This window comes from Zobellella sp. DQSA1 (genome assembly GCF_041950555.1).
In the GTDB taxonomy this organism is placed as follows: Bacteria; Pseudomonadota; Gammaproteobacteria; order Enterobacterales; family Aeromonadaceae; genus Oceanimonas.
This window is the reverse complement of record NZ_CP169531.1, coordinates 3,201,896-3,214,144: the sequence shown is the minus strand read 5'-3', so window position 1 is coordinate 3,214,144 and position 12,249 is coordinate 3,201,896. Positions and strand designations below refer to the sequence as shown.

Genomic DNA, 12,249 nt, shown 5'->3' with positions numbered 1-12,249 from the left:
AGGCACAAGTTTATTCGTTCGATGCGGGCGCCGGGGTTGGCCGGGGTATTCCCGCGAATAAATTCGTGGCTATGTAGAGGGCATGCACGGGGACATTCCGTTAAGGCCCGGCGGTATCCAGGGCGACCGAGGCCAGCAGCTCGGTCGCCTGCTCGGCGGTCATGGGCCGGCCCAGGTGATAGCCCTGGGCCTGGTCGCAGCCCATGGTCCGCAACATCTCGAGCTGTTCCCGGCTTTCCACCCCCTCGGCGATGGTCTGCAGCCCCAGGTTACGGGCCAGGCTGATGATAGTCCCGATAATGGTTCTGTCTTCCTCATCGACCAGCAAGTCGCGGACGAAGCTCTGATCGATTTTCAGCCGGGCCAGGCGCAAGCGCTTCAGGTAGTTCAGCGAGGAATAACCGGTACCGAAGTCATCCAGCGCCAGGTGAATACCCAGTAGATCCAGCTGTTCCATGACCGCTACCGCCCGCTGCGGGTTGTCCATCATCACGCTTTCGGTCAGTTCCAACTCCAGTTGCTGTGCCGGTACCTCTGTCGCCGACAGCAGCATGCGGAGCTGTTCACCCAGCCTGGGGTGGCGAAACTGTACCGCCGACACGTTGACGCCCATCAGTGTTGCGGGCAAGCCCTGTCGTTGCCAGCGGGCCTGTTGCTGCAAGGCCGTGGCCAGTACCCACTCGCCCAGAGGAATAATAAAACCGTTCTTTTCGGCAATGGGAATAAACTCCGCCGGCGATATCATGCCCAGCTCCGGATGTTGCCAGCGCAGCAGGGCTTCGAAGCCGGTCAGCCGGTACTCGGCCAGGGTGAACTGGGGCTGGTACACCAGGCTCAGTTGTTGACGCTCGATGGCCTGACGCAAGCCGTTCTCCAGCATCAGCATGCGGCTGTAGCGGCTCTGCATCTCGGTGGTAAAGAAGCGGTAACCGTTACGACCCGCTTCCTTGGCCTGGTACATGGCGATATCGGCGTGATGATACAGTTCGTTGAAGTTCTGGCCGTCGTGCGGATAAAGAGCGATGCCCAGTGACACAGAGAGCCGGATATCATGCTTTTTGATCGCAAAGGGATCGGTCATGATACCCAGTAACCGCTGGGCGAAATGGGCGGCTTCTTCGGCATCGGTCAGTGGCAGCACCAGGATGAACTCGTCACCGCCGAAGCGGGAAATAGTGTCTTCTTCCCGGCAGAAATGCCGCAGGCGTTCCGCCACCTGGATCAGCAGCTTGTCGCCAATTTTATGGCCCAGGGAATCATTGATGCTCTTGAACCTGTCCAGATCCAGGAACAGCAGGGCCAGGGAGCCCTGCTCCCGCCGTGCCAGCTGGATGGCCTGCCGGGTCCGGTCGACCAGCAGGCTGCGGTTGGGCAGTCCGGTCAGGGGATCGAAGTGGGCGAGGAAGTGGATCTGCTCTTTGTCCCTGATCTGCTGGGTGATGTCGATATGGGTGCCCACGGTCAGGGGAGTGGGATGAGCCTTACAGTCCCGCAGGGTGCGGCCCCGGGACAGTATCCATATCCAGTTTCCATTGGCGTGGCGCATGCGAAACTGATTTTCGTACAGCGTATCATCCTCGCGGGCGAGATACTCGGCAAGTATCTGCCGGGCGCAGGCCTTGTCTTCCGGATGCAGTAAATCCTCCCAGGCCGACGTCAGGCGCCGGCCATACCGTTGTTCATGAATCTGTTTGTTCAGACCGAGCATGGAAAAATACTCGTCACTGCAGCTCAGTTCCCCGGTGCTCCGATCGTATTCCCAGGCGCCGGTATTGGAGGCGGTGATCAGCGACTGCTGGCGGGCCAGGGTGGCCTCCAGCTGGTTTCTGGCATCGGAGATCTCCCGGGTCCGCGCCTCGACCTGCAGTTCCAGCCGTCGGGCCTGCCAGCGCGTCTGCGCCAGCAGATAGACCAGGAAGGCCAGCATCAGGCTGAACACCAGGGTACCCAGGAGTTGTAGCACCAGGTTCTGGGTATCGCGCCAGCCCCCGGGCTGGGCCAGGCTGAGCTGCCAGCTGTGGTTGGGCAGGGCCAGGGTTTCGGTAATGGCATCGTTGCTCAGGGAAGCGGACGAGCGGGCAATTGTCTGTCGCTGAGCCTCATCGAAACCGGAGGACGGTGCCTGGCGCCACAGTTCAAAGGCATAACCCCGTTGCTCGAGCCTCTGCAGCCCGGTATGGGCCGGCAGATCCGACAGCAGGATGACCACGCTGACGAATCCCCAGAAGGCATCGTCGTCCTCGGCCATAAACACCGGCAACCGGCCGATCAGGCCCACGCCGCCCTGGGCCAGTTCGACCGGGCCGGTGAGGGTCAACTGGCGGGAATCCCTGGCCAGCAGTGCCTCCTTGCCCTGGCCCGGGTGGGTAAATTGATTGAGTCCGAGTGCGCCTTCATTGCCTGTCAGTGGATAGGTCTTGGTGACGATGCCATCGGGCGACAGCACCAGGGCCTTGACCTGAGGATAAAAAGGCAGCAACTGCCCGGCCACCGCGTCGAAATCCCGGATATCGCCCTGACCCTGCTTAATCAGGGCGGCCAGGGCATAGGCCGAGGACAGGTTACGCTCCAACTGGACCTGCAGGCTGTTAATATGGAAACGGGCGATATCGATGGCGGCCAGCTTTTGCTGCTTTACCTCCTGCTGCGAATGTTGCCATGTCAGGCCGGAGCCGACCAGCAGACTGGACAGAAAAACCAGTATGACCGCTACTTTGGCGGTGTTGTGCAGTCGGCTCTGGCGTGCGGGCATCTCTTATCCTTTTATGAGGAGATCAGGTGTTATGCATGATACCCAGGGTTTCCTTCAGAGCCTTGTCCAGAGTGGGATAACGAAAATGAAACCCCGCCTGCTGCAGCCGTACCGGCATCACCCTCTGCCCGGTCAGCAACAGGTCCGCCATTTCACCGAACAACAGCTTCATCGACCAGGCCGGAATACGGGCGAAGTGAGGCTTGCCCAGGATCTGGGCCAGGTTATGGCTGAACTGCTCGTTGGTGACGGGTTCGGGAGCGGTGGCGTTGAAGGCGCCGCTGCATTCCTCATGATCCAGCAGGAACAGGATCAGATTGACGACATCTTCGATGTGGATCCAGGACATGTACTGCTTGCCAGAGCCGATGGGGCCGCCCAGTCCGAAGCGATAGCCGGGCAGCATTTTCTTGAGGGCACCGCCTTCGGCACCCAGCACCATCCCCAGGCGGATAAGGCATACCCGGGTCTGTTCACTGGCGGCCGCCATGGCCAGTGACTCCCAGCGGGCACAGACCTCATGGCTGAATTCGGGATGGGGGTGGGAGTCTTCGTCTACCAGGGTATCGCCCTGGCGGCCATAAAATCCCACCGCCGAGCCACTGATCAATACTTTCGGAGGGTGCTGGCCGGCCTTGAGCTTGTCCACCAGTTGCCGGGTCAACTGCCAGCGGCTCTGGCAGATACGGTCTTTCTGGGCCTGGCTCCAGCGCCTGTCGGCAATGGGCTCTCCGGCCAGGTTGATCACCGCATCGAACCGGTCGAGATTATCCAGCGTTTCCAGGGAAGGCAGGGCTTCGATATCATGACCCAGGCGCTGATACACTTTGTTGGGCGAGCGACTCAATACGGCTAGCTGATGATGCCCCCGCAGGTGGCTCATCAGGCGATGGCCGATAAAGCCGGTACCACCGGTCAGCAGTATCTTCATAATCTCACTCCTCTGTACCCAGGCCGCAGCTAGTCTGATGGAAAGTACGTCTTCAGAATAACAGAGCCTTACGGATATACCCCATGACTTCTTATGGGCTGACGAGAGGAATGGCGGCAGATTAACACCGGGGTTATCCACATAAACTGTGAGTAAGTCTGTAGATTACCCCGGAGAGTTAAGCTAGTTTCTTGATATTAAAACAAAAAACTGATCGGGTAGGGATCCGGCAGGATCAGGACAGGGCCCTGATGGCTGCATCGTAAGCGGGCTCGTCGGTCAGCTCGGCCACACGCTCGCCATAGACCACCAGGCCCTGCTCATCGATGCACACCACGGCACGGGCGGACAGGCCACGCAGGGCACCATCACTCAGGGCCACGCCGTAGGCGCCCAGGAATTCCGGGTGACGGAAGGCCGAGGCCACCTGCACATTCTCGATGCCTTCGGCGGCACAGAAGCGGCTGGCGGCGAAAGGCAGGTCCATGGAGACGCACAGCACCTTGGTGTTGCCCAGGGTGGCGGCCTTTTCGTTGAAGGTTCGCACGCTGGTGGCACAGACACCGGTATCGATGCTGGGGAAGATATTGAGCAGCAGCTTCTGGCCCTTGAAGTCGGCCAGACGGATATCGGTGAGATCGGCACCGGTCAGGATAAAGTCGGGCGCGGCCTGGCCGGCCTGGGGAAACTGGCCGGAAACGGCCACGGGACTGCCCTGGAAAGTCACTGCGGACATGGTTTATCTCCTTCTGTGAAAGTTAAGGCTAAGTTACCAGTTTTCACGATAAGGAAAAGATTTTTATTTTTCGACAGGGGAGAGCCGCCGAGCCGGAAGGCGTAAAAAAACGCCGCCCGGAGAGGGCGGCGCGGGGATACTTCGCGAGGGTCAACCGTGGCTCTTGGCTGCCTGCTGCGCCGCCTGGATGGCGGTGAGGGCGATGGTGTAGACGATATCGTCGACCAGGGCGCCCCGGGACAGATCGTTCACCGGCTTGCGCATGCCCTGCAGCATGGGGCCGATGGACACCAGCTCGGCCGAACGCTGCACCGCCTTGTAGGTGGTGTTGCCGGTGTTCAGATCCGGGAAGATGAACACGGTCGCCTTGCCCGCCACCGGCGAGTTGGGGGCCTTGGACTTGGCCACGTTCTCCATGATGGCGGCGTCGTACTGCAGCGGGCCGTCGATCACCAGATCCGGGCGCTTGTCCTTGGCGATGCGGGTGGCTTCACGCACCTTGTCCACGTCGGCGCCGGTGCCGGAGGTACCGGTGGAGTAGGAAATCATCGCCACCCGCGGCTCTATGCCGAAGGCCTCGGCCGACTCGGCGGACTGGATGGCGATCTCCGCCAGTTGCTCGGCGGTGGGATCCGGGTTGATGGCGCAGTCGCCGTACACCAGCACCTGATCCGGCAGCAGCATAAAGAACACCGAGGACACCAGCGAGCTGCCGGGGGCGGTCTTGATGATCTGCAGCGGCGGACGAATGGTATTGGCGGTGGTGTGGATGGCGCCGGACACCAGCCCGTCCACCTCGTTGCGCTCCAGCATCATGGTGCCCAGCACCACGTTGTCTTCGAGTTGCTCCTGGGCCACCACTTCGGTGATGCCCTTCGACTTGCGCAGCTCCACCAGACGTTCGACATAATTGCCGCGTACCTGTACCGGATCCACGATTTCCACCCGCTCGTCCAGTACCACACCTTGTTGGGCGGCCACCCGCATGATGGCGTCGTGGTTGCCCAGCAGCACCGGCCGGGCGATGCCCCGTTCGGCGCAGATGGCGGCGGCCTTGATGGTGCGCGGCTCTTCCCCTTCCGGCAGCACGATGCGCTTGGCGGCACGGCGGGCCAGTTCGGTGAGCTGGTAGCGGAAGGCGGGGGGGCTCAGGCGGCGGCTGCGAGCCGATTTGGCGCTGAGCGACTCGATCCAGTGCTTGTCGATATGGCCGGCCACATAGTCCTGCACCAGTTCGATCCGGCCCAGATCGTCCACCGGGATCTCCAGGTTGAAGTGCTGCAGGCTGACCGCGGTTTGCCAGGTGTTGGTGTTGACCATGAGGATCGGCAGACCGGTCTCGATGGCGCGCTGGCACAGGGCCATGACCTGGGGCTCGGGATGGTAGCTGCCGGTGAGCAGCAGGGCGCCGATCTTGACCCCGTTCATGGCCGCCAGGCAGACCGAGACGATAACATCGGAGCGGTCACCGGAGGCCACCAGCAGGCTGCCCGGGCGGAAGTGTTCCACCATGTTGTGGATGGCGCGGGCACAGAAGGTCACGCTCTGCAGGCGGCGGCTGTTCAGTTCGCCCTCGTTGATGATGGCGGCGTTCAGGTGGCGGGCCAGATCCACCGCCCGTGGTGCCACCAGCGGAGTGTTCCAGGGAATGCAGCCGAGGATGCGTAGCGGAGTCTTGCCGAATACCTGCAGTACTTCCAGGTTCGGCGAGAAATGTTCTCCCTTGGCGTGAGGGCTGAACATTTCGGTGAGATCGGGGCGGGTATTGCCCTGGTCATCGACCGGGGCGCCTACCTTGTTGATGATACAGCCGACGATACGCTTGTTGACTACACCGCCGAAGTTGGCGCAAGCCAGTTCCAGCCGCTCTTTCAACTGCTGGCTGCTGTCGCTGCCGGGCTGGGTGATAAACACCATGTCCGCATCCAGCGCCTTGGCCACGTCATAGTTGATGCGGTTGGCAAAGGGCTGCTTGTCGGTGGGGATCAGGCCTTCCACCACCACTACCTCGGCACCACTTTCCTTCACATGTTTCTCAAAGCGGGCGACGATCTCTTCCAGCAGCACGTCCAGGTTGCCGGCGGAGATCATGCTCTCGGCATAGCTCAGGGCGAAGGGCTCCGGCGGCGTAATATTGGAGCCATTGGCGATCACCGCGCTGGAATGATCCTGGCCCTTGCGTCGGGTGCGCGGCTGAGACACCGGCTTGAAGAAACTGATATTGACCCCGTTGCGCTCCATGGCGCGCACCATGCCGAGGCTGACCGAGGTGGCGCCGACACCGCTGCTGACGGGAATGAGCATTATGGTTCTGGCCATGATGTCCCCTTACTGTTGACCGGAGAGGGCCAGCGCATCCTGGGCAATCACCCATTCCTCGTTGGTCGGCAGTACCCAGGCGGGGGTACTTCCTTCGGTGGTGATGCGGCCGGCCTTGCCGAAGCGGGCCGCCAGGTTGGCGTCCGCATCCAGCTTGAAGCCGAGCAGCCCCAGGTAGGACAGGGTCAGCTCCCGTACCAGGGCTGAGTTCTCGCCGATACCGCCGGTGAAGACGATGCCGTCCAGGCGGCCGTCCAGGGCGCAGCTGTAGCCGGAGATGTATTTGGCCAGGCGGTAGCAGAATATGTCCAGGGCCCGCTTCGCTTCCGGCAGGCTATGGTAGTTGTCTTCTGCGAAACGGCAGTCACTGGTGTTTTCGGTCAGGCCGAGCAGGCCGGACTCCTTGGTCAGCATGGTGTTGATGCGGTCGGTGCTGTAACCCAGCACGTCGTGCAGGTGGAAGATGATGGCCGGATCGATATCGCCGCTGCGCGTGCCCATCACCAGCCCCTCGAGCGGGGTCAGGCCCATGGAGGTGTCCACCGACTCGCCGTTCTTGATGGCGCAGACCGAGGCGCCGTTGCCCAGATGGCAGCTGATGATGTTCAGTTCGGTCACCGGCTTGCCCAGCATGCTGGCGGTTTCCTGGGCGATGAAATAGTGGCTGGTGCCGTGCATGCCGTAGCGGCGGATGCCGTGTTCCCGGTACAGCTGGTAGGGAATGGCGTACAGATAAGCCTGTTCGGGCATGGTCTGGTGGAAGGCGGTGTCGAACACCGCTACCTGGGGCAGCTCGGGGAACGACTTGCGGGCCGAGGCGATGCCCACCAGGTGGGCCGGGTTGTGCAGCGGCGCCAGGCTGGCGCAGTCTTCGATGCCTTTGATCACGCTCTCGTCGATCAGCACGGAACGGGTGAACTGCTCGCCACCGTGCACCACCCGGTGACCGATGGCGGTGAGGTTGTGCATCAGTTCGGGGTTGGGCGCCAGCAGGCTGTGCACGATAAAGTCGAGGGCCTGCTGGTGAGCGGCGCCGGCACCCAGCTCGGCACTGCCTTTTTCACCATTGAGCTTCCACTTGATACGGGCTTCGGGCAGGTAGAAACACTCGGCCAGGCCGGAGAGTTGTTCGTCGCCGGTTTCGGCGTCGAGGATGGCGAACTTGAGCGAGGAACTGCCGCAGTTGAGAACGAGAACCAGCTTACTAGTCATGTATGAAACCTTTTCGTCAGGGGTTACGAAAATCTTTCTGTCCGAACGCGATTTTCGGACAATAAATGTCGGTTAAACTCTATCCTTAAGGTTAGACGCATTCCCAAGCGGAGATTACGCCGTTACCATCCCTGACTTCACCGGTCTGACCGGGTCGATTTAGGGCGAGATAATACCCTTTTTTTGTCATAAAATAACAGAAAATTAGCGCGTTTTTTTGACTTGGATTGATGATTTGTAATTAACCAACAGAATGGCGCGGTCAGTCCCGGGAGGCAGTATGGGCATCTTCACCACCACCTTGCACAGAGGCAAGGCCTACCTGAGCATATGGCCGAGGGAGCGGCGACTGGCGGCGCTGTTTCCCGAATACCGGGTGATTGCCGCCACCAGCCTGGGCATGCGTTCCATGCCGGCGCTGGTGACCCTGAGCCTGTTGATCCAATTCCAGTTTGGCGCGCCCCAGTACTGGCCCAGCGTGGTAGCTTCGGTGCTGTTTCTGGCCAGCATGCCGCTGCAGGGACTTTACTGGCTCGGCAAGCGGGCCGACACCCTGCTGCCGCCGACCCTGGTCAACTGGTACCGGCAACTGCACGAGAAGATTGCCGCCGCCGGCATTCAGGCCAAGGAGCCGGTGTCCCGGCCCCGCTACTACGAGCTGGGGGAAACCCTCAACCTGGCCTTCAAGCAGTTGGATAAGTCTTTTATCAACGATATTTGAGCCGGCTACAGTCCCAGCGCCAGTATGATGGCCAGCAGCGACACCAGGGCGGCGAAGCCGTAGCAGACGACCTTGCCCATGACCCCCAGGCTCAGCCGAAGATCGTGGGTGCCGTGGTGAATGCGGTGCATGGCGTGCCACAGGGGCAGTATGATTGAGCCCAGGATAAAGAGGGTGCCGATCCAACTGGTGGCGAAGCCAGAAACCCGCTCGAAGGCCAGGTATTCCGGATTCAACAGCCCCAGTGGCACCAGTATTCCCACCAGCAGCACGGTAATGGGGGTTAACATGGCGAACCAGCTGCCGCCGGCGCCGAACAGGCTCCACCAGATGGGCTCTTCCGAGCGGTGGGGATGGGGATTGATGGGTTTCATATCGACTCCTAAGTCGTTGTCCTAATCAGGTCACATCGACCGGATACCGCACACAGATACGCCGTGAGATGTGACACTCGCAGCTTCGTCCTGCTGCGAACATTCACTGGATGCTCGGTCAGGCCGAAACCGCCCGTCACGGCGAGCAAGCTCGCCCCCTGGGGGCTCCGCCGCGCCTCTAACCGCCATGGATGGCGGGAATGCCGGAGCGGCAGGGGTATTTTCCTGCCCTGGCGCGGAGGGTCTGCTTAGCAGCTCCCGGTCGCTGCCGATAATGAGTTTACTTTTCAGCAGCGGTATTTAGCTCAAAAACCACAACAGGCAGAACAGGCTGATACCGGCGGTCAGCGCCCATTGCACCGCTGCCACCTTCACCGCCGGCAGCCGTTCCCCCTTGATCTTCACCGGCATTACCTGGGGCATCATCAGGAAGAAGGTGGTGGCGTGGAACAGGCTGCCGGCCAGGGCCAGCAGATTCAGCACTATGACCATGGGGCTGGCCATAAAGGCCAGCCAGCCGGCCCAGGCCTCCGGGCCCCGGCTCAGGCACCACAGCCCGGCCAGCAGGCAGAGGCTGAAGAAGGTCAGCGGCAGCACGGTGGCTTCCCGCAGCATGTAGAAGCGGTAGGGTTTCTTCTTTAGCCACCAGTCGGCGTTCATCTCCCGGATATAGGGTTTGCGAGCACTCATGGTTTTCCCCTCAGTTGCGGCGCAGGGCGGCCAGCAGATAATTGACGCTGGAGTCTATCTTGCTCTGGTTGACGGCGGCGGCCGGATCCACTTCCTTCGGGCAGACCTCGGAGCAATACCCCACGAAGGTGCAGCCCCAGGCGCCGTCGTCGCCGTTGATAAGCTTCATCCGCTCGTGCTTGCCCTGGTCCCGGCTGTCCAGGTTGTAGCGCCGGGCCAGGGCGATGGCGGCCGGTCCCAGGAAGCGGGGGTTGAGCCCCACCTGGGGACAGGCGGCGTAGCACAGGCCACAGTTGATGCACTGGGAAAAGCTGTGGTAGGCGTCCATCTGGGCCGGCGTCTGGGTATTGGGGCCCTGTTCGACGGTTCTGTCGTTGCCGATGATATAGGGTTTAATGGCTTCGATCCGCTCCACGAAGGGGGCCAGATCCACCACCAGATCCTTTTCTATCGGGTAGTTCTCCAGCGGCTCGATGCGAAGTTCGTCGAAGTCCCGCAGAAAGGTCTTGCAGCCGAGTTTGGGCACACCGTTGACCATGAAGCCGCAGGAGCCGCAGATGGCCATGCGGCAGGACCAGCGGAACGTCAGGCTGGGGTCCATCTGGTCCTTGATATGGTTGAGGGCGTCCAGCACCGAGGTGGTATCGTTCCAGGGAATATCGTAGCTTTCCAGGCGGGGCTCGGCGTCCCGCTCCGGATCGTAGCGCAGTATTTGCACGGTTTTCAGCTGGCTCATCAGACTTTCCCCCCTTGTTCCGCTTCGGCGCCATAGACCCGTTTTGCCGGTCGTGAACGGGTGATGCAAACCTCGCTGTAGCCGATGTCGGGCGCGCCTTCGGGTCGGTAATGGGCCAGGCTGTGCTTGAGATAGTGCTCATCGTCCCGCTCCCGGCAGCCTTCGTCCAGCCGCTGGTGGGCACCGCGCGATTCTTTGCGTTGGATGGCGCTGTGGGCCATGGCCTCGGCCACGTCCAGGCAGTAGCCGAGCTCGATGGCACCGAGCAGATCGGTGTTGAACACCTTGCCCTGGTCGCGGATGGCGATATGGCGGTAGCGTTCTTTCAGCTCGGCGATCTTGTCGATGGTGGCCTGCATCAGCTCCTCGCTGCGATAGATGCCGCAACCTTCTTCCATGGTCTGGCCCAGCTCGTTGCGGATGTCGGCCCAGTTCTGATCGCCCTGCCGGCGCTGTAACGCCCGCAGCCAGTCCTGCACCCGGCTGGCCTCGGCGGCGATGCCCGCCTCGTCGAAGCCGGAAAAGTCGGCTGCCAGCCGGGCCGCGGCTTCACCGGCCTGGCGGCCGAACACCAGCAGCTCGGCCAGCGAATTCGAGCCCAGGCGGTTGGCACCGTGGATGCCGCTGGAGGCACATTCGCCCACCGCGAACAGACCCCGGATGCGGGTCTGGCTGTCTTTGTCCACTGCTATACCGCCCATGGTGTAGTGGGCGGTAGGGCGAATGGGAATGGGCTCTTTCACCGGATCCACGTTGACATAGGCCCTGGCCAGCTCGCAGATAAAGGGCAGTCGTTCCTTGAGTTTCTGCTCGCCCAGGTGGCGCAGATCCAGGTGCACCACCTCGCCCAGGGGATGGGAGATGGTGTTGCCTTTTTGCAGCTCGTGCCAGAAGGCCTGGGATACCTTGTCCCGCGGACCCAGCTCCATGTACTTGTTTTTCGGCTCGCCGAGCGGAGTCTCCGGGCCCAGGCCGTAGTCCTGCAGGTAGCGGTCGCCGTGGCGGTTGAGCAGTATGCCGCCTTCGCCCCGGCAGCCTTCGGTCATCAGTATGCCGGAGCCGGGCAGGCCGGTGGGGTGGTACTGCACGAACTCCATGTCCCGCAGGGGCACGCCGTGGCGGTAGGCCATGGCCATGCCGTCGCCGGTGACGATGCCGCCGTTGGTGTTGTAGCGGAATACCCGGGCGGCGCCGCCGGTGGCCAGAATCACCGTCCTGGCGCGGATCAGGATCAGTTCCCCCTCGGCCATATGCAGCGCCACCAGACCCTGCACCCGGCCGTCGACCACCACCAGATCGAGCACGAAAAACTCGTCGAAGCGTTTGATCTGCGGGTACTTGATCGAGGTCTGGAACAGGGTGTGCAGCAGGTGGAAGCCGGTCTTGTCGGCGGCGAACCAGGTGCGTTCGGTTTTCATGCCGCCGAAGCGGCGCACATTGATGCTGCCGTCGTCCTTGCGGCTCCAGGGGCAGCCCCATAGTTCCATTTGGATCATTTCTCGCGGACATTCGGCCACGAAGCGTTCGACCACGTCCTGCTCGCACAGCCAGTCGCCGCCGGAGACGGTGTCATCGAAGTGCTGGGCGAGGCTGTCTTCGTCCTTGATCACGGCGGCCGCGCCGCCTTCCGCCGCCACCGTGTGGGAGCGCATGGGGTAGACCTTGGACAGCAGGGCCACCTGCAACGAGGGATCCGCCTCGGCGGCGGCGATGGCGGCCCTAAGGCCCGCTCCGCCGGCGCCGACCACGGCGATATCAAGAGTCAGGGTTTGCACAGG

Annotated in this window: 10 protein-coding genes; 1 reads left to right on the top strand and 9 read right to left on the bottom strand. The window is 61.8% G+C overall.

Annotation, left to right across the window (positions count from 1 at the left end; all coding sequences use genetic code 11):
* Positions 1 to 100 precede the first annotated feature (100 nt).
* The 5 genes from ACEVBK_RS15380 to ACEVBK_RS15360 form a co-directional block, all read right to left on the bottom strand.
* A complete protein-coding gene (locus tag ACEVBK_RS15380; RefSeq protein ID WP_375055791.1) occupies positions 101 to 2,752 on the bottom strand; it encodes an EAL domain-containing protein in 2,652 nt (883 codons plus the stop codon).
* 22 nt (positions 2,753 to 2,774) lie between these two features.
* The gene (locus ACEVBK_RS15375) at positions 2,775 to 3,683 is read right to left on the bottom strand and encodes a TIGR01777 family oxidoreductase (RefSeq protein ID WP_375055790.1); all 909 of its coding nucleotides are present in this window, start codon (positions 3,681 to 3,683) and stop codon (positions 2,775 to 2,777) included.
* Positions 3,684 to 3,918: 235 nt separating this feature from the next.
* Positions 3,919 to 4,419: a thiol peroxidase gene (gene tpx / locus ACEVBK_RS15370; protein ID WP_375055789.1), complete on the bottom strand. Its 501-nt coding sequence runs from the start codon at positions 4,417 to 4,419 to the stop codon at positions 3,919 to 3,921.
* A gap of 150 nt (positions 4,420 to 4,569) precedes the next feature.
* On the bottom strand, positions 4,570 to 6,738 hold the full coding sequence (gene pta, locus ACEVBK_RS15365) for a phosphate acetyltransferase (protein ID WP_375055788.1): 2,169 nt from the start codon (positions 6,736 to 6,738) through the stop codon (positions 4,570 to 4,572).
* Positions 6,739 to 6,747: 9 nt separating this feature from the next.
* Positions 6,748 to 7,950 (bottom strand): acetate kinase, encoded by a 1,203-nt coding sequence (locus tag ACEVBK_RS15360; RefSeq protein WP_375055787.1) that lies wholly within the window; start codon positions 7,948 to 7,950, stop codon positions 6,748 to 6,750.
* Positions 7,951 to 8,230: 280 nt separating this feature from the next.
* On the opposite strand from ACEVBK_RS15360, the gene yfbV reads away from it, so the two are divergent.
* Positions 8,231 to 8,671 carry a terminus macrodomain insulation protein YfbV gene (gene yfbV, locus ACEVBK_RS15355; RefSeq protein WP_375055786.1) on the top strand — a complete coding sequence of 147 codons (441 nt, stop codon included), beginning with the start codon at positions 8,231 to 8,233 and terminating at the stop codon, positions 8,669 to 8,671.
* Positions 8,672 to 8,676: 5 nt separating this feature from the next.
* Here yfbV and frdD read toward each other — a convergent pair whose 3' ends face one another.
* From frdD to frdA, 4 genes are all read right to left on the bottom strand, one after another.
* A complete protein-coding gene (gene frdD / locus ACEVBK_RS15350) occupies positions 8,677 to 9,045 on the bottom strand; it encodes a fumarate reductase subunit FrdD (RefSeq protein ID WP_375055785.1) in 369 nt (122 codons plus the stop codon).
* A gap of 300 nt (positions 9,046 to 9,345) precedes the next feature.
* The gene (gene frdC, locus ACEVBK_RS15345; protein WP_375055784.1) at positions 9,346 to 9,735 is read right to left on the bottom strand and encodes a fumarate reductase subunit FrdC; all 390 of its coding nucleotides are present in this window, start codon (positions 9,733 to 9,735) and stop codon (positions 9,346 to 9,348) included.
* 10 nt (positions 9,736 to 9,745) lie between these two features.
* On the bottom strand, positions 9,746 to 10,471 hold the full coding sequence (locus tag ACEVBK_RS15340) for a succinate dehydrogenase/fumarate reductase iron-sulfur subunit (protein ID WP_375055783.1): 726 nt from the start codon (positions 10,469 to 10,471) through the stop codon (positions 9,746 to 9,748).
* On the bottom strand, positions 10,471 to 12,246 hold the full coding sequence (gene frdA / locus ACEVBK_RS15335; protein WP_375055782.1) for a fumarate reductase (quinol) flavoprotein subunit: 1,776 nt from the start codon (positions 12,244 to 12,246) through the stop codon (positions 10,471 to 10,473). The genes ACEVBK_RS15340 and frdA overlap by 1 nt, the downstream gene beginning before the upstream one ends.
* Positions 12,247 to 12,249: the final 3 nt, after the last annotated feature.

What these genes read in the sequence shown, in the direction of transcription:
- ACEVBK_RS15380 (WP_375055791.1), bottom strand. Translation starts at nt 2,752, where the DNA reads ATGCCCGCACGCCAGAGCCGACTGCACAACACCGCCAAAGTAGCGGTC.
- ACEVBK_RS15375 (WP_375055790.1), bottom strand. Translation starts at nt 3,683, where the DNA reads ATGAAGATACTGCTGACCGGTGGTACCGGCTTTATCGGCCATCGCCTG.
- tpx (WP_375055789.1), bottom strand. Translation starts at nt 4,419, where the DNA reads ATGTCCGCAGTGACTTTCCAGGGCAGTCCCGTGGCCGTTTCCGGCCAG.
- pta (WP_375055788.1), bottom strand. Translation starts at nt 6,738, where the DNA reads ATGGCCAGAACCATAATGCTCATTCCCGTCAGCAGCGGTGTCGGCGCC.
- ACEVBK_RS15360 (WP_375055787.1), bottom strand. Translation starts at nt 7,950, where the DNA reads ATGACTAGTAAGCTGGTTCTCGTTCTCAACTGCGGCAGTTCCTCGCTC.
- yfbV (WP_375055786.1), top strand. Translation starts at nt 8,231, where the DNA reads ATGGGCATCTTCACCACCACCTTGCACAGAGGCAAGGCCTACCTGAGC.
- frdD (WP_375055785.1), bottom strand. Translation starts at nt 9,045, where the DNA reads ATGAAACCCATCAATCCCCATCCCCACCGCTCGGAAGAGCCCATCTGG.
- frdC (WP_375055784.1), bottom strand. Translation starts at nt 9,735, where the DNA reads ATGAGTGCTCGCAAACCCTATATCCGGGAGATGAACGCCGACTGGTGG.
- ACEVBK_RS15340 (WP_375055783.1), bottom strand. Translation starts at nt 10,471, where the DNA reads ATGAGCCAGCTGAAAACCGTGCAAATACTGCGCTACGATCCGGAGCGG.